This window comes from Paenibacillus sp. FSL M7-0656 (assembly GCF_038003225.1).
Taxonomy (GTDB): Bacteria; Bacillota; Bacilli; order Paenibacillales; family Paenibacillaceae; genus Paenibacillus; species Paenibacillus amylolyticus.
Genome location: NZ_JBBOOT010000001.1, coordinates 197986 through 215335, shown reverse-complemented (window position 1 = coordinate 215335; position 17350 = coordinate 197986). Strand labels below are relative to the sequence as shown.

Here is a 17350-nt window from a genome sequence, read left to right as displayed (position 1 = left end):
CAATTTCATAATGCCTTTAGCTACTTTAATTAAAGCTAGATCTCTTAATATTTGACCATATAAAGTGTAATCTCTTCCCGGTTATGGAACAACTGCTTGGAACGTTGAATCTGCATCCGCGAACGCTCAAACGTATCAATCACATCTTTAATGAGTGCGAGCGGTTTTTTATGCAATAACTTCACGGTAACAATCGCTGTTCCCCCAGGTTGCAGACTGTATAGAAGGTCTGATACAAGTCGGCTCATCAGCTTCGGACTCCAACTCATATCACATACGAGCAGGTCGAATTCTCCTTCGCGAAAACGAACATCCCCTGCATTCTTTTTCAAGAAAGTCAGTTTGGGTGATGCCAGCAGCGTTGCGTCCATCTTCGCCGGATCTACCGCCGTTACTTCAAGCCCACGTTCAAGCAGGAAGGAGGTCCATCCACCTGGTGCTGCACCGATATCAAGTGCTTTATGAAATGAAGTAAAGTCAATGCCAAACGTTTGCTCGGCTTCAAGCAATTTAAACTTAGCACGCGAGATCTGCCCATCTTCTTTTTGAAAACGTACGGCTCCCCCGCTCCAGTCTGACAGGTTCTGTTCAGGTCTGGATATGCCAGCATACAACATATCATTCGCAGCAAATACAGAAATGACATATTCAGCATCACGTACAACCCATTCACAGCCTAGCTCATCCAGCTTTTCAGTTAGCAGTTGCTTCAATGAGGCTGCATTTTCTTGCCAAAAGGCCCCTTCTGTCTTCCGTACCTGTAGCACGACAGGAGTACCGGTCAGTTCCTTATGATTCAACACAAATGCAATCAATTTCTCAATAGACTGCTCCGAATCTTCAGTATTCTCCTGAAACTGAACAGGTTGAATATGACGTAAAAACGTTGGATATTCTGCCCACAGCTTATCTGCAACTTCTTCCTCGGCTACAGGCAAACCCGCAAGCAATATTTCTCCTGGTACGAGTACCGTGCTCTTCACCGCACCAAACGTACGGCGCAACTCTTCCTGAGCATAAGGGGCAAAGCCATGATTGGCTGTGCAGATAAAACGGGAGAAGTTGCCTTCTTCCCAAGACGATTGTGTACTCAAATTGTGTTACCCTCCAGAACGTACGCGTATCCACGGACGACCATTATCCCACTGGATATCGACCGGAACATCGTACGTATGCTTAATTGTATCTTGTGTCAAAACTTCATGTTTGGGGCCCTGATCCGCAATACGTCCATCGCGGATCAAGGCCACATGTGTAAATAAAGGTACGATCTCTTCAACATGATGTGTTACATACACAACTGTAATGTTACGCTGGCGCAGACGATCAATCTCAGCCAGCATTTTCTCACGTTCATATAAGTCTAGCCCGGCACAAGGCTCGTCCATAATCAGCAATTTTGGCTCAGCCATCAATGAACGAGCAAGCATGACTTTTTTGCGCTCTCCTTGGGATAACATTCCCAGCGAGTTGTTGGCCAGGTTGGCAAAACCCATGTCATCTAGCAAACTCATTGCCTTTGCTTTTACTTCATCAGGAATCGTCTGATAAAAACGCAAAAAAGCATACGCTCCTGTAGCGACGACTTCCCATACCGGATCTCTTGGCGTGAGTTTCTCAATCAAAGTTTGGCTGATATAACCGATTTCCTTACGTACTTCCCTGACGTCACATTGTCCATACAGATTACCGAGTACTTCAATACGTCCCTGGCTTGGAAACATATATCCGTTCATCATTTCCAATAACGTTGTTTTGCCAGAACCATTCCGACCCAAAATAACCCAATGTTCGCCTTGTTCAATGCGCAAATGTACGTCATCCAAGATTTGATTCTCTTCTCGTCTAAGTGAGACATGTTCCATCGAGATTATACTCATTTCAGCACCGCCTTCCGGATCTCCGAGAGCAGATGCTCCACAGAGCTCATCCGATAAACCATTTTTGGAACATCTTGCTGGCCGTCAAATAGCATCACTGCTGGAACACTTGAAATTTTAAATTGTTGTACAAGTTCAGGAATGTCATGAATGTTCATTTCCAATAAAATACCTTCTGGCAGCATGTGCTCTACTACCTCTAACATACGGCGGGCTGCCGCACATGTCCCACATAAAGGGGTATATATAAATACAGCCTGTGGCATGCCTTCCCATACACTGCGCATTAACATTTTGGATGTAATTGGCTTCATTAACTTTCTTCTCCCGCGGCAACACGCAGCATGACCTCACCCGTCATTGGCCCATTATGAATGGTTACCGAATCCGGTTTATTGCTATATAACATCTCGTACATCTGGCGTTTTCCAAACATACTGGACGTATGCAAATAGATCTCACGCGGAAATAAACCTTCTCGTACAATGGATGCCGCGACCTCACCGCCATTAGGCGAATCCGGACCAAGCTCATAATCCAGAGACAAAATGTCCACGTCACCTTCTCTTAGCAGCATCAGGCACTCTTCAGCATTCGTTGCAAGAACAAATCCTTTCGGACATGCCCGATAGTCATCCAAAAAAACATGCATACAATCGCTCCTCTCCCCATTATAACCAGGAACGCATGAGCGCTATATCATCACGGTGCGTTCCATCTTCGCCCGTTTCTGTCTCGAGCACAACAACCGCTTTTTGGAACTCAGGCGCCTTTAACAATGCTTTCATTGATTCATTTCCTATATATCCCTGTCCGATCCTTGCATGTCTATCCTTACAGGAACCAGACGCATATTTGGAATCATTAAAATGTACAGCAGCAACATTATCCCAATATCCGAGCATCCTGCCCTTATCGAGCATCGCCGCTTCGTTGCCTGACGACCACAAACCTGAAGCAAAAGCATGGCATGTGTCAAAACAAAAAGCAATATGCTCCGGATATCGGCTTAATTTGCGAATCTGTATCATTTCTTCCATTGTCGTGCCCATCGGGCCATGATCACCTGCCTGATTCTCAATCAGCACCTTTGAATGTCCATTCCAATTCTCCAAGGCGGTATCCAGACAATGAATGAGGTTCTGATAACCCTCCAGCGGATTGTTTGTTTTGATATGTCCAAAATGGACCACCGTCCCAACAGAACCGCAAGCATTAGAAATTTCAAGATCATTGCGAATAGAAGCTATTGTAGCATGAAATCCCGCCTCTCCACGGGTCATGCCCAACGCCGGATTCGTGGGATAGGGTGAATGTGCAATCGATGCAAGTCCCTGCTGTTCACACCAATCCCTGCACTGCTCAGCATCCTTGAGATCCAGACTTTTCAGGCCAAGACTACGCGGGTTCTTCGGAAAATACTGAAATGCCGTTGCCCCCATCACATGTGCTCTCTTGGCTGCCTGAAGAAATCCGCCTCTGGTGCTGACATGTGCCCCGATTCCGGTTTTAGGCTTCATGCTGGCATTTCGGACAGAAGAATGCCTTCTTGCCCGTAATTTCCACTCGTTCAATCGTTCCCCCGCAGCGCGGACAAGTCTCGCCTTCCCGATCGTATACGCGACATTGCTCGTCAAAACTTCCTGTCTTCGTATCCCCTTGCATCAGCGGCATTTCCATATAACCGCCCTCAGAAGCTGCTTCACGCAACACGGACTGCATTGAATGGAACAAACGCTCCGTCAACTCTGGTGAAGTCGCGATGTTCTGCGTTTTGGAGCTTGGTCTCAGACCGGCAGCAAAAGCAATCTCATCCGAATAACAATTGCCAATCCCCGCAATGATATGTTGGTTTACCAACGTTGTCTTGAGCGTACCCCGGCGACCTTTCAACAGAGAAGCAAAACGTTCCACATTCATCCGTCGATCTAAAGGTTCAGGTCCAAGATCAGACATCGCCTCTTCGGTTTCTTTCGAAGTAAGCAGATGTAAATAACCCAAGCGTAGTCCGATAAAGAATAAAATGTGATCGCCAAACTGAATTTCCACTTGTGTGGAACGATCAGGACGTTCTTCTTCCGTTCCCCAGAAAATCATACCGCCCAACATGAGGTGTAGCACCAGACGTTTGCCATTAGCCAAGTGGAAAATCAGATGCTTCGCTCGGCGTTCAACAAATATAATGCGATTACCTGTAAGTTCATTGATAAACAGATCAGGCTCCGTATTTATCGTTTTATCGCGGTTAATTACCACACCTGTAATCAGTAGATCAAGTATTTTCTCGGACAGCAAGGTCCGGTAATTTTCCATTTCCGGTAGTTCCGGCATCGTACATTACCCCTTTTTGGAAGCTTGGTCTGCCTCTTGCGACAGCCACTCCATCAATTTATGCAAATCTTCAAACACATGATCAGGTCGAGCCTTCGCTGCTTGAATGTGTCCATCCATATTATCCCGTGTTGTCACACCGGTAAGTACCAACAGCGTCTCACACCCTGCTGCCACTCCAGCAGCAATATCGGTTCGCATATTATCTCCGATTACTGCCACTTCATGAGACTCCAGGTTTAGCCGGCTAATGGCTGACTTCATTATAACACTCGATGGCTTGCCAATAACGTTAGGATGAACTCCGGTTGCTGCTTCAATTGCTGCTCCAATAGTTCCCGCCCCAGGTGTCAGTCCATCATCGGAAGGAAGCTGCAGATCCGGGTTGGTCATGATGAATTTTGATCCCGCATTAATCCACCTTAGCGCCTTGGTCAGTTTATGATAGGAAAATTCACGATCAATCCCCTGTATCACGTAATCTGGTACATCTTCCGTCAGCTGTAGTCCTGCTTCTTCTATGGCTTCCAGCAGTCCTGCTTCTCCAATACATGCCACTTTTGCACCCGGGGACTCTTCAGCAACATATTCAGCAGCCGCCACAGCAGAAGTACATACTTGAGACGCGTCGGCAGGTATGCCCATCCCGTTCAGATGATCTGCCACACCTTGTGGTGTACGGGAAGAATTATTTGTTACGAATAAATACGGCTTTCCTAGCTCTTGCAGTGTTCGAATAAGCTGATCGGCTCCTTCGATACGATGTCTGCCATGATAGAGCGTACCATCCAAGTCAATCAGATAGGCCTTAATCACACACAGCACTTCCTTTCTTCATTCCATTAACGTTTCATGTCCTTAATCATTTACCTCGAACTTGACCGCGAACCTATGTATTCAGGCAAAAAATAATGGCTTGCTGGCATATGCACGCAACAAGTCGAACCGGATCGAACACCGACGGTTTAACTCGCGCGTCTTCTGTACAAGCTTGTCATTTCCTGCGCTTTCCCGGAAAATAATTTGAATCATTTCCCTCTTCATATTGCCCATCCTACACGCTTTCTGACCAGATTGCAAAAGGGACCGCGGGAGTTCCTCTCCCTCAGTCCCGTGCAATTACCCGGATCTTTATATGACGTGTTTAGCCGTGCACTGGTTCGCAATCAGGGTTAAGATTCTTGCTTGCGATGCACGACAGGAATAAGCTGGTGTTCGTTTGCAAGTCTGGTATTCGGGAATACGGACTGCGCCTCTTCCAAAAGTGGCTGAAGTTGATCCTCATCCTTATAGCGTGAACTGAAGTGAGTCATGATTAGTTGCCCTACATTGGCTGCTCTAGCCGCTTCTGCCGCTTGTTTAGAAGTACTATGATAGTACTCATGCGCTGTATCGGCCAGATCATGCATGAATGTAGCTTCATGTACAAGTACATCTGCATTTATGGAAAGTGGCTGTACGTTGTCACATGGACGTGTATCACCCAATATGGTGATCACCATACCACGCTTGGGCGCTCCCAATACATCTTCTGGACGAAGCGAATCACCATTATCCAACGTAATGATTTCTCCACGTTTCAGTCGGCCGAACAATGGGCCTGGTTTCAGACCGTATTCCGCCAGTTTGGCTGGGTCCAGGCTCCCTGGACGATCTTTTTCGGTAATCCGGTATCCATAACTGTCAATCCGATGCTCAAGCAAAGCAGCTTCCACGATAAAACTGTCATCCTCGAACAGGACGCCGCCCGTATGTTCCACGATATTCAAATCATAGTTAACCCGGGATTGGCTCAGCTCCATTGTTGTACTGATCATTCGTTCCGTACCTGGCGGACCATATACGGTTAATGGTGTGGTGCCACCTTGATAGGCTCTGCTCGAAAGCAGTCCTGGAAGTCCAAATACATGATCACCATGCAGATGTGTAATGAATATCTTCTCCAATTTGCTCAGTTTAAGCGGAGAACTTAAAATCTGGTGCTGCGTCCCTTCCCCGCAGTCAAACAACCACAAAGCTCTGCGCTCATCCAACATGCGTAGCCCAATGGAAGTTACATTCCGTTGAAGCGTAGGTACACCAGCATTAGTTCCCAGGAAATATAGTTCCATTCTGGATCGCACCTCTTTCTGTTGCCAGCAAAAAACCTCCGACAATGCGGAGGGCTTTGCCTGACACTCTACTGAATTTATGCCTTCTCTACATTAAAATACTTAGCTTGCGGGTGGCTGAATACCATCGCTGATACGGAAGCTTCAGGTTCCATCATGAAACCTTCCGTCAATTCCACACCGATATCCTCAGGCTGTAGTAACTTGAACAGCGGCCCTTGGTCTTCCAGATCCGGACAAGCCGGATATCCAAAAGATACCCTTATCCCTTGATAGCGTGCACCATGACGTTGCTTCATGGTCATCTGGGCAGAGTCCGGGAATCCCCAGATATCTCTCATCATATGATGCACACGCTCAGCTAATCCCTCTGCTACTTCGAGCGCTACGGATTGCAGAGCATGCGAGCGAAGATAATCCCCTTGATCTTTCCACGCCGTGGATAGTTCACGCACACCGTGTCCGGCAGTAACTACCATGAAACCAACGTAATCCATCTGACCGGATTCAACAGGTTTCAGGAAGTCGGACAGGCATAGGAACGGCTCGACTTTTTGACGCGGGAACGTAAATGTATGCAAAATATTACTGGTGTCCTTTGGATCATAGATAATGACGCTGTTACCACTGGACTGAGCCGGGAAGAAACGATACATGGCATGCGCCTGAATAATCCCGTCACGAACAGCCTCTTGCATGATATCATCCACGACTGCTTTCAGGTCGGTAGCCTTCTTATCACCTGAAGCAAGCAGTTGTTCTACTGAACCGCGCAACCCCAGATGATGTCCAAGCAACATCTGCATGTTCACGTATGGCAGGATATGTGATAAAGGATAGTTACGCATCGTATGCCGATCCAGATCAGGCGGGACAAGAACCGGATGATCTACAGCAATATCCGAACGCTCCACTCGCGTAAGCTCTGGAAGAGCCTGAACAGCTACAGCACCTGAAGCATCAGCTTCTTTCTCAGCTTCCATCTCCAGTTGCATCACTTCACGTGAAACAGGATTCATCAATTTGTTCGCCAGATCCAGACCATCCATCGCATCTTTGGCATATACAACCATTCCGTTATATTCAGGACGGATACGATTTTTGGTGAATTTGCGTGTTAGCGCCGCTCCGCCAACCATAATAGGCACATCAATACCTGCTGTTCGCAAATCCTGAGCGGTAAGAATCATCTGTTGCGCTGATTTTACCAATAGACCCGAGAGACCGATCGCATCGACTTTTTCTTCTCGGTATGCCTCAATGATACGTTCAGGTGGTACTTTTATACCCAAATTAATGATCCGGTAACCGTTATTGGAAAGGATGATCTCAACCAGGTTCTTACCGATGTCATGCACATCGCCCTTGACCGTGGCCAGAATGATCTTGCCTTTAACCGAAGTTTCGTTCTTCTCCATGAATTGCTCCAAATATGCTACAGAAGCCTTCATAACCTCTGCACTCTGCAACACCTCAGCTACAATCAACTCATTGTTGTTAAAGAGACGACCTACTTCCTCCATCCCCCGCATCAGTGGACCGTTAATTACTTGAAGTGCTGTATATTTGGCAAGTGCCTGTTCGAGATCTGGCAGCAATCCTTCTTTACTTCCTTCGACTACATATGAAGCGAGACGCTCTTCTAATGAAAGGTTTGAGATTTTTTCCTTCTTCTCAACCTTCTTGTTACGGAACGCCGCTACGAACGCCGCCAGAGTGTCATCATTCGTGTTATATAAAAGCTCTTCGGAGAGTCTGCGTTCTTCTTCAGGAATGGAGGCATAACGCTCCAGTTTCTCTGTGTTCACGATCGCATAGTCAAGACCTGCTTTGGTACATTCATATAAGAATACTGAGTTCAGCACCTCACGGCCCGCTTCAGGCAGTCCGAATGAAATGTTACTAATCCCGAGGATCGTATGACATTCTGGCATCGCTTCCTTAATCACTCTTATACCTTCAATAGTTTCTTTGGCTGAACCGATGTACTGTTCATCTCCGGTACCAACTGGGAACACCAACGTATCAAAAATCAGGTCTTCTGGTTTGAGGCCATATTTGTTCACCAGCAAATCGTAAGAGCGTTTGGCTACGTCAAGCTTGTCTTCCCGACTAATCGCCTGACCCCGTTCGTCAATCGTTCCGACAACAACCGCACCACCATATCTATGAAGCAACGGTGTGATCAGCTCAAATTTCTCTTCGCCATCCTCAAGGTTAATGGAGTTAATTATCGCTTTACCTTGCGAGTACTGGAGGGCCAGATCAATTACTGAAGCATCTGTTGTATCAATCATGAGAGGAACCTTCACTTTTTTTACAACCAATTCAAGGAACTTCACCATGTCTTCAGACTCTTCGCGGTCCGGATCTTGTACACACACGTCAACAATGTGCGCTCCATTTTTCACTTGAGCACGAGCAATTTCCGAGGCTTCTTCATATTTACCTTCTACAATGAGTCGTTTGAATTTCCGTGATCCCAACACATTCGTACGCTCACCAACCATGTATGGACGATTGTCCTGTTCGATGTAGATCGGTTCTATACCAGATAAAGCCGGTGGATGTGTTCCGTTCATTTCTCTTGGGGGGTACTGGGCAAGTGTGTCGCGCATCGCTCGAATATGTGCAGGGGTTGTCCCGCAACATCCACCAGCAATATTCAACCAGCCCTGTTCGGCAAAAGCACCAATCTTCTGAGCAAGCGAGTCTGGTGACTCATGGTAATTACCATTCTCATCCGGAAGACCCGCGTTCGGGTAACAACTAACGGCAACCGATGCCATTCCGGAAAGCGAGCGAATGTGATCACGCATGAACTCCGGACCCGTAGCACAGTTTAGTCCTACCGAAATTGGGTTAAGGTGTTCTAAGGATATATAAAAGGATTCGATGTTCTGACCTGCAAGGGTCGTTCCCATCGGTTCAATCGTTCCTGATATCATCAGGGGCAGTGTAACACCACTCTGTTCGAAGGCCTGCTGAATTCCAATGCTACCTGCTTTTACATTGAGGGTATCCTGTGAGGTTTCGAGTAGTAGCGCATCAACGCCTCCCTCTATTAAAGCAAGCGCTTGCTCCAAATAACTGTCGATAAGTTCCTGGAACGTTACTCCCCCAGTTACAGACAGTGTTTTGGTTGTTGGTCCCATCGCACCTACCACATAACGTGGAGATTCAGGTGTAGAGAAACGATCAACCGCAGCTTTCGCAATTCTGGCTGCTTCCAGGTTGATCTCGCGTGCCCGATCCTGAATATCGTATTCAGCAAGCACAACGGATGTGGCACCAAATGTATTGGTTTCAATTAAATCGGCGCCAGCCTCCAGATATTCTTCATGAATGCGCTGGATCAGTTCTGGACGAGTAAGCACTAACATTTCATTACATCCATCCAGATCTTCGCCGCCAAAATCTTCGCCAGTCAGATCAACTTGTTGAATCATGGTCCCCATTGCACCGTCGAGGATTAATATTCGTTGTTTTAATGCATCGTGTAGACTAATCTTATCCAATATCTTCACCCCCGCAAAACGTTAGATCTTAGTTTAACAGAAACTAACTTAATGTGAAAGATCGGGTTTGGTCCCGAAAGATGGCGGGTTTGCACGAATATGAACGGAATTTGAGAATCGACAAAAACAAAGCAATCCGATATAATTCAATTAAACCAAGTGGAAAAGAGGGAAAGAACATGGCTGAAATTGTTATCCGAAATACGAACGAACGCATCACTGGTGACGAAAATGTTCGAAATTTCTTAAACAAATACGAAGTATTATATGAGAAGTGGGACGCTTCCAAACTGAACACTGATCTGCAAAATAACTTTGGATTAACTGATGAACAGAAAACCGAGGTTTTGGAAACTTACGATTATGAAATCAGAGATTTGGCTGCACGTCGCGGGTACCAGATCTGGGATGTCATCACGCTGTCCGAACAAACACCAGATATCGAAGAAAAGCTCGCCAAGTTCGAAGAAATTCACACCCACGCTGAAGATGAGATCCGTGCAATTGTTGCTGGTAAAGGAATCTTTGTTATCAAAGCTACAGATGATGTGGGCTACTTTAATGTAGAACTGTCTCCTGGAGACGTTATCTCTGTACCTGAGAATACACCGCACTTCTTCACTTTAATGGAGAACAAACAAATTATTGCTGTACGTCTGTTCATCGAAAAAGATGGCTGGATTGCAGATCCATACCCTGATCCTACTTTTATCAAGAACGCCTGACCCTTCAAGATGTGTTCAGGTCTTTCATGGCCCCTGACCCAAAGACCCAAACGAACTGACCTTTAAATCGATCGGTTTAGTGAAACAACTCTCATAAGTTGAAAACGGGACGAAGTAGAGATCTATCTTACTTCGTCCCGTTTTCATTTTTTCCGTGATCTTTACTTCTCACTAGGTTAGCATTTCTTTCGTGCCTGGAATTCGAACATTTGCCTACTTCCAGCATACTATCTTCAAGTTACTTGGCAAACAGCAAACAACTCATATTGCTCCAAAAGAATCATCAAAACTCGATATTAGACGATGTAAGACCGCTGAGACTCCAATATAAGTTTTGCCCGCTTCAAGTAGTTGCATGCTCGTTTAGAACCTAAGCTCGTTTATAGATTCTTCAACTCCCTTGCTTTGGTTGACGTGATACGGATGAAAAATTACGACTGCGATGCCTCATAGCTCCAGAAGTTATGCCAGAGAAAGCTCCTCTAGATGGCTAAAATATTAAGTAGATTATAAAATTGCTTTATGAACTTTAATTCTTTGTCATGTAAATGTCTAATTAACTGGACGCATTTACGAACTGTGTCGCTATTAATGTTTTGTGAGAAGATAGCCTTGGTCGTAATTGCCCTAATATTTGTCCAATCCATAATAATTTCATTAATTATTAAATCAATTTCTTCTTTTGTTGTATGGATAAGATCTGGATTAAGTTGTTCATAAAGAGCGACTAATCTAAACTTTTCCGAACACTTTCTATAGATGGTGCTACTTAAAGTTTCTATAATATCTTCGTTAGTTATACTATCTCCGTAAAAATCAGCCAATAATGATATACTTTGTATCCCTTCAATTATTTCGTCCTGATGGTTCAGCATATTATCTTTAAGACGTTTGATACTTTCGTGCAACATTTCCTTAGGGTCTCTCTCATGATGATAATTAACATTGTTTATAAATTCAATAAAATAAGGCTCATCTGACTTGATTTCTTCACTCATACAAGCTTTTTTAATTTCCGTAAACGGTACAACGTACTTCTTATACTCCGTTATATCATCAACAATATAGACCTCATTGGTTGTTAAATTAAAGCCGTAAACTAAAATGGGATGTAGACCATGCTTTTTGTTAAAATAAAACTCACGGCCTCTTTGATAATATAAATCAATAACAAGGGAAACTGGGTTTCCTTTTGAAAGCGAACTAATGATTTCTGATTGTAACGAATCTATATGTGGTGAAGTAAAATTCATTGAAATACACATTTCATCCATTACTTCATCTAGCCTCTTAAAGTTCAAAATATCCAGTTTGAAATAACCGGTACTTCCTAGTTTATCTTTATCAAATCTGTATATCGTGGTGAAATTATTAACTATAGAAAACTTATCCTTTTTGAAATAGTCGGCAATTGTCATTAGAGAATTATGGCTGCAATTTAGGAAGGGATGATTGCTATGTGGGAACATTTTTTTCATACCGTTGAAATATTGAAAATCAGTAAGAGAGATGATTTTATCCATAAGAGTCTCCTTTGGTGGGCTTAGTAACTATTTGGATTCCTATAATCCATTAAAAGGATTAAATTTCATTTTTCTTTATGACCGATTGTCAAGCCCAGGGTGACAGATGAGCGAAAAGGAATTCGTGAGCCGTTTTACACCCCAAGCATTTGCGTCGTCTGTGATCTATTAATTCGAGCGAGCTCGGGAAGCACAGATCAGTGAAAAGGTAGGTATTCCACTTCGAATTCCCTCCATTCAAGAATTGCAGTATTATGGTATCCCATTAGGAATACGTACATAATAAAGCACAGTAGACATTTGAATGACTGGCAATTCACTATAATTGCGGTTAGAAATTTGTTAAAACATCTCTACCTTAAATTTGATATGGCCGCGGCACTAGTATATCAACTATATTTTAATTGACCCCCTATACAATTTCAATAAATTTTACCATAATAAATAATAAATAGATGTAACATTCATTTCGGTCATCGTACCCGCTAAACCACCCTAAAAACAAAAAAGCATTGTCAGCTATGTGAACGATAATACCGTCCAAATAGCCGCAATGCTTCATGTTATATTTGATTTAGTGAAATCACAAGTGGGTTCAGAAATTAGCAATTAGACCTGTTAATTCAGACAAATGCTTGATTTCATGGTCTGGCGCATACGCTTCATTGTTGTTCTTATGCTCACGGTTAATCCATACGGATTGGATGCCAGATGATAAAGCACCACGAATATCAGTCGTTAACTTGTCTCCAACCATCATGCTCTCTTCGGGTTTAACACCCAGTTTACTCAAAGCATGTTCAAATATCGACGGATCTGGTTTTCCTTTTCCGAAGTTACCCGAGATAATAATCTCATCAAAGAAAGGAGTCAATTCAGGTACACCATCCAACTTCTCTTGTTGCAAAGCAGGACAACCGTTCGTTAACAACAACAGTTTGTACTTGCCTTGTAACTGACGCAAGGTATCCATCGTTTCTTCGTATACATGTGGTCGAGATCTCCGTTCTATTCCAAACTGCGCAGCCAGTTGTTCAGCAAGATCTTCCCGATCTATACCCAACTTCAACAAGCCACGACGCCAGGATTCTTTACGGTAAACTGGAGCAAGCTGTTCCAACTGACGGAACTCAGGTTGATCCCCACCAGTAAAGTTAGCCCAAAGGCCTTCAAACGGATTGATTCCAATCATTTTGGTAAAAGGAAAGGTTTCATATGATTCATACAGCCCACGTGCCTCATTACGAACAGCTTCTTCAAGTTCTTCTGGTTTGACCCCAGTCTCTTGCGCTGCGATTAGACAAGTCTCATGAAAAGCTTCTCGAACACTACGCTCATCCCATAATAAAGTATCATCTAGGTCGAACAAAATCGCTTTTAACGCCATTCCGATCATCTACCCCTTTATGCAATAATTACTTTTCGACGGTTTCCACGGTGATCTGGTGTGCTTTCGCAAATTTCAGCAAACGTTCTGCAATCGCATCTGTATCGTAACGGTTCAATAACTTGGTAAACACCCATCTTTTCCCGCGACTGTTATGTTCGATAACAACTGTACCTGGTTCAATTCTGAATTTGACGATATCGTCAACCCCAATTGAACGTTCACGATTACCCTTCGTCGTTATAATCCGATTACTGCTAATCTTGATGTATGGACGGCGAAGCATGAAGATGACTGCCAAAAATACGTAAAGCAGCATGGTCACCCAGTCCCAAGTTGTCATTGGAGCTTGCACAAGGAATGTGCTCATAAACAGATACAAAAAGGCGAGACCGATCAAAAATATTGGGAACAACAAGCTGCGTCCCTTAAAGACTTCTTCACCTGGTGTACCAGTGATTGGTTGACCACTTTTTTTGCGTTGCTGATTTAACTGCTTGGAATTTTTCTTAACCGTTCTCTCGAACGAACGCGACATGAGAATCCCCCTTATGTGTCTTTGTATCGGCTTACATAATTGCAAACCAACATTTCCCCCTATAAATTGCACACTCAAAATAACAGGAAGAAACCTAAATATCATAATGATATCATTAGGTTTCGTTAGTGTTTGAGTTTGCCTTGGTGGCCTTTGTCATTCTCATCATCAACAATCTCAATGGTATCCAGTTGTTGTCTGAAATTGCTGCGAATATTACTCAAATAAATCTCTCTTAGCTCGGCACGTTCAGCAAGTTCTTCCTCCGACAATCCAGTTGACTTTTGCTTACGAGCCAATTCGTTAATGCGTGCTACCAGACTATCTATATCCAAGCTTGTCCCCTCCAAAAATACAAAGTCATATTAACTTTGCCATTATAAAGGCTGCTTGTCAAGCTGACACGCGCTAACACTTATTGATGTGCATTTTATTCTGCAAATTGCGGTAGAGCTAGTACTTGTCCCACTTGGATGGAAGTTGTATGAAGTTGATTCACTTTCTTAATTGCTTCTATATAAATACGTGTATCCATATTCGTCGGTTTATGTTCCAAAGAAATACTCCATAATGTTTCCCCTTGTGAAACAGCTATCTTTCCTCCAGGCAGAACATCATTCTCATTGCCGGCAAATACAGTTAAAACAGTGCTACATCCAATAAATATAATCAAAGAGGTAATGGCTACCTTTAACATCCATGAAGAAATCTTGAAACGCGCTAAAACCTTCTTGTATTTCCCTATGTTAGACTTCACCAGTTCCGAATTCATTGGTTCATAAATGCTTTGATAAGTAGAATATCTCATTAAATACCCGCCTCCAAACGTTTGTTCCTATCTGTTGAAATCAATATAACACGAACACTTGTTTTGTTCAATAGATTTTTAGAACAATTGTTCGCTTCTTTTTTAGAAGAAGCAATATCTTATTTCAAGTACATTTGCAAAGCATTTGCAATATTATGCTCTGACTTTTGAACAATTTCTGTTCTATAAGTTAAAAAACACTGATTTAATGCTATTTTATTTAGAACTTATGTTTGTACGAACGGAGGTTCTATGTTATAATTTTCCCAAACGTTACTAAAATGGGGTTGATACGGTATGTCGAAGATATCCAGCAGGCAGCAGGCTATTCTGGAGTTTATACGAAATGAAGTCCGGTTGAAGGGGTATCCTCCTTCCGTACGGGAAATTGGTGAAGCGGTTGGACTGGCTTCCAGCTCAACAGTACATGGACATTTGGATCGTTTGGAGAAAAAAGGTTTGATCCGACGCGACCCTACCAAGCCAAGAGCCATTGAGCTTTTGAGCCAGGAAGAATCTGAGCATTCTCATCAATTTGCTCATAGCGTTGCACGTATTCCTGTTGTTGGTAAGGTTACAGCCGGGGTTCCAATCACTGCAACCGAGAACATTGAAGACTACTTCCCTCTTCCTACACATTATGTAGGCGAACAGAAAGTGTTTATGCTTTCGGTAGTCGGAGATAGCATGGTGGAAGCTGGAATCGTTAACGGAGATTACGTTATTGTCCGTCAACAGCAAACTGCTGATAACGGTGATATCGTCGTTGCAATGACTGAAGACGATGAAGCTACAGTGAAAACGTTCTATAAAGAGAAAGATCATATTCGCCTTCAACCGGAGAATGCGACCTTCGAACCTTTACGTTTGAAACATGTTAGTATTCTGGGTAAAGTCATTGGCCTTTTCCGAGATATTCATTAATATTTAACTTGAGTAACAAAACTAGATGTAATGAAATACGAAAGAGGTTGTCCTGATCAACAGGACAACCTCTTTTTTTTGTTTTTGTTATTTTAGCGGCTAATTATTCACTGCGTTTCAGAACACTCTTGTGATGCGAGAACACATCAAAGCTCTGTTGTCCGTGATATGAGCCCATACCGCTCTCTCCTACACCACCAAACGGGAGGTAGTGTGAAGTCATATGAGAAAGTGTGTCATTAATACATCCCCCACCGAAGGATACTTGATTCAGAACCTGATCCTGCAACTGCTCATCCTGTGTGAAGAGATATAGCGCCAATGGTTTTGGCCGGCGAACAATCTCATCTAGCATAGGATTCAGGTCACTGTACGTAAATACAGGAAGAATCGGACCGAAGATCTCTTCTTGCATGACAGCTGATTCCCAGTTCACATCTCCAAGTACAGTCGGCTCAATGAGCAACTGCTCTCGTACAGAACGTCCACCAATCAGCGTTTTGCCATCTGTTAGGAATTTCGACAACCGATCAAAGTTACGCGAGTTAACAATATGCGGGAAATCAGCGTTCTGTAACACATCGTCCCCAAATTTATCTTTGATCTCTGCGCCAATCAGATTGATCAATTCGTCATGAACTTGTTCATGTACAAGCAAATAATCCGGAGCAACGCAAGTTTGGCCTGCATTCAGGAACTTACCACGAACAATACGCTGGGCCACCAGCTTTAGTTCTGCATCGTTATGGACAATAGCAGGACTCTTGCCCCCTAGCTCCAGGGTTACAGGAGTCAAATGCTCCGCAGCTGCCTTCATAACAATGCGACCAACACCTGTGCTTCCTGTGAAGAAAATATAATCAAACTTCTCTTTCAACAATGCTGTACTGGCTTCAACTTTCCCTTCCATAACGGCGATATACTCCTGAGGGAAGATCTCCAGAATCAGATCATATGTCAAACGAGATACCGCTGGTGTTAATTCAGAAGGCTTGATAACTGCACAGTTACCGGCTGCAATTGCTCCAATCAGTGGACCAAAGGCCAGTTGGAAAGGATAGTTCCAAGGTGCAATAATAAGAGCCACTCCGTATGGTTCAGGGTAAATGGTGCTCACCCCATCCTGCATAGCCGGATTAGTTGGGACTTGTTTTGGTGCAGCCCATTCCTGCAGATGTTCTAATGCAAAATCCAGTTCACCCAGAACAATGCGAATCTCGGAACCGTAAGCTTCCGCCTCAGATTTGTTCAGATCTGCCCGAAGTGCATCTTGAATCCATTGCTGATGCTTTTCAATTCCCTTTCTAAGCTGTTGAAGTGCATTAATCCGATACTCGATATTTTTAGTTTGTCCTGTATAAAAAAATGTACGTTGTTCTGTCACAAGTTGTTTTGCCTGATCCATATTAACATCTCCAATTAATTATTTAAAATTAAATTGTTCAAAATTTAATTAAAGTATACCTCTTCTATATGAAACTTTCAACATACAAATGAAACATCCATTTGTATGTATTTGAACGATGGTTGGATTTTTTATAGAGTGAAAGCTAGTACTTGCTACTATGTAGTGGCTATTAGAATTTCTAAGGAAGCTTAATTTAG

18 protein-coding genes are annotated in these 17350 nt (G+C 43.5%); 2 read left to right on the top strand and 16 right to left on the bottom strand.

Going from position 1 to position 17350, the window contains the following annotated elements; translation table 11 throughout:
* Positions 1-44 precede the first annotated feature (44 nt).
* The 10 genes from MHI01_RS00880 to metH form a co-directional block, all read right to left on the bottom strand.
* Complete coding sequence (locus tag MHI01_RS00880) at positions 45-1094, bottom strand: SAM-dependent methyltransferase (protein ID WP_253509130.1); 1050 nt, start codon at positions 1092-1094, stop codon at positions 45-47.
* Positions 1095-1100: 6 nt separating this feature from the next.
* Positions 1101-1874, bottom strand: coding sequence for an ABC transporter ATP-binding protein (locus MHI01_RS00875; protein WP_253509533.1), 774 nt, complete (start codon positions 1872-1874; stop codon positions 1101-1103).
* A gap of 2 nt (positions 1875-1876) precedes the next feature.
* A complete protein-coding gene (locus MHI01_RS00870; RefSeq protein WP_036613610.1) occupies positions 1877-2194 on the bottom strand; it encodes a thioredoxin family protein in 318 nt (105 codons plus the stop codon).
* Positions 2194-2532: a cyclic-phosphate processing receiver domain-containing protein gene (locus MHI01_RS00865; protein ID WP_017688046.1), complete on the bottom strand. Its 339-nt coding sequence runs from the start codon at positions 2530-2532 to the stop codon at positions 2194-2196. Before MHI01_RS00865 ends, MHI01_RS00870 begins: the two co-directional genes overlap by 1 nt.
* A gap of 19 nt (positions 2533-2551) precedes the next feature.
* Entirely contained in the window at positions 2552-3400 is an 849-nt protein-coding gene (locus MHI01_RS00860) for a deoxyribonuclease IV (RefSeq protein ID WP_340982282.1), read from the bottom strand.
* Positions 3390-4211, bottom strand: coding sequence for an Fpg/Nei family DNA glycosylase (locus tag MHI01_RS00855; protein ID WP_091029323.1), 822 nt, complete (start codon positions 4209-4211; stop codon positions 3390-3392). Before MHI01_RS00855 ends, MHI01_RS00860 begins: the two co-directional genes overlap by 11 nt.
* A gap of 6 nt (positions 4212-4217) precedes the next feature.
* Positions 4218-5027: a TIGR01457 family HAD-type hydrolase gene (locus tag MHI01_RS00850; protein ID WP_340982281.1), complete on the bottom strand. Its 810-nt coding sequence runs from the start codon at positions 5025-5027 to the stop codon at positions 4218-4220.
* An 81-nt stretch (positions 5028-5108) separates the two neighbouring features.
* Positions 5109-5255 carry a hypothetical protein gene (locus MHI01_RS00845; RefSeq protein ID WP_157116158.1) on the bottom strand — a complete coding sequence of 49 codons (147 nt, stop codon included), beginning with the start codon at positions 5253-5255 and terminating at the stop codon, positions 5109-5111.
* Positions 5256-5383: 128 nt separating this feature from the next.
* Positions 5384-6322 carry a ribonuclease Z gene (rnz, locus tag MHI01_RS00840; protein WP_076317608.1) on the bottom strand — a complete coding sequence of 313 codons (939 nt, stop codon included), beginning with the start codon at positions 6320-6322 and terminating at the stop codon, positions 5384-5386.
* 77 nt (positions 6323-6399) lie between these two features.
* Positions 6400-9840 (bottom strand): methionine synthase, encoded by a 3441-nt coding sequence (metH, locus tag MHI01_RS00835; protein ID WP_340982280.1) that lies wholly within the window; start codon positions 9838-9840, stop codon positions 6400-6402.
* Between the two features lie 179 nt (positions 9841-10019).
* On the opposite strand from metH, the gene MHI01_RS00830 reads away from it, so the two are divergent.
* Positions 10020-10565 (top strand): cupin domain-containing protein, encoded by a 546-nt coding sequence (locus MHI01_RS00830; protein WP_036613600.1) that lies wholly within the window; start codon positions 10020-10022, stop codon positions 10563-10565.
* A gap of 482 nt (positions 10566-11047) precedes the next feature.
* Here the strand turns inward: MHI01_RS00830 and MHI01_RS00825 are convergent, their stop codons facing one another.
* From MHI01_RS00825 to MHI01_RS00805, 5 genes are all read right to left on the bottom strand, one after another.
* Complete coding sequence (locus MHI01_RS00825; RefSeq protein ID WP_340982279.1) at positions 11048-12088, bottom strand: hypothetical protein; 1041 nt, start codon at positions 12086-12088, stop codon at positions 11048-11050.
* 595 nt (positions 12089-12683) lie between these two features.
* Positions 12684-13475 carry an HAD family hydrolase gene (locus tag MHI01_RS00820; protein ID WP_340982278.1) on the bottom strand — a complete coding sequence of 264 codons (792 nt, stop codon included), beginning with the start codon at positions 13473-13475 and terminating at the stop codon, positions 12684-12686.
* A gap of 28 nt (positions 13476-13503) precedes the next feature.
* Positions 13504-14013, bottom strand: a complete 510-nt coding sequence (locus tag MHI01_RS00815; protein WP_017688037.1) for a hypothetical protein — start codon at positions 14011-14013, stop codon at positions 13504-13506.
* A 125-nt stretch (positions 14014-14138) separates the two neighbouring features.
* Complete coding sequence (locus MHI01_RS00810) at positions 14139-14348, bottom strand: DUF896 domain-containing protein (protein ID WP_017688036.1); 210 nt, start codon at positions 14346-14348, stop codon at positions 14139-14141.
* 95 nt (positions 14349-14443) lie between these two features.
* Positions 14444-14821 carry a LysM peptidoglycan-binding domain-containing protein gene (locus tag MHI01_RS00805; protein ID WP_127547640.1) on the bottom strand — a complete coding sequence of 126 codons (378 nt, stop codon included), beginning with the start codon at positions 14819-14821 and terminating at the stop codon, positions 14444-14446.
* Positions 14822-15118: 297 nt separating this feature from the next.
* On the opposite strand from MHI01_RS00805, the gene lexA reads away from it, so the two are divergent.
* Positions 15119-15745 (top strand): transcriptional repressor LexA, encoded by a 627-nt coding sequence (gene lexA / locus MHI01_RS00800; protein ID WP_017688034.1) that lies wholly within the window; start codon positions 15119-15121, stop codon positions 15743-15745.
* A gap of 103 nt (positions 15746-15848) precedes the next feature.
* Here lexA and MHI01_RS00795 read toward each other — a convergent pair whose 3' ends face one another.
* Entirely contained in the window at positions 15849-17150 is a 1302-nt protein-coding gene (locus tag MHI01_RS00795) for an aldehyde dehydrogenase (protein ID WP_340982277.1), read from the bottom strand.
* Positions 17151-17350 lie beyond the last annotated feature (200 nt).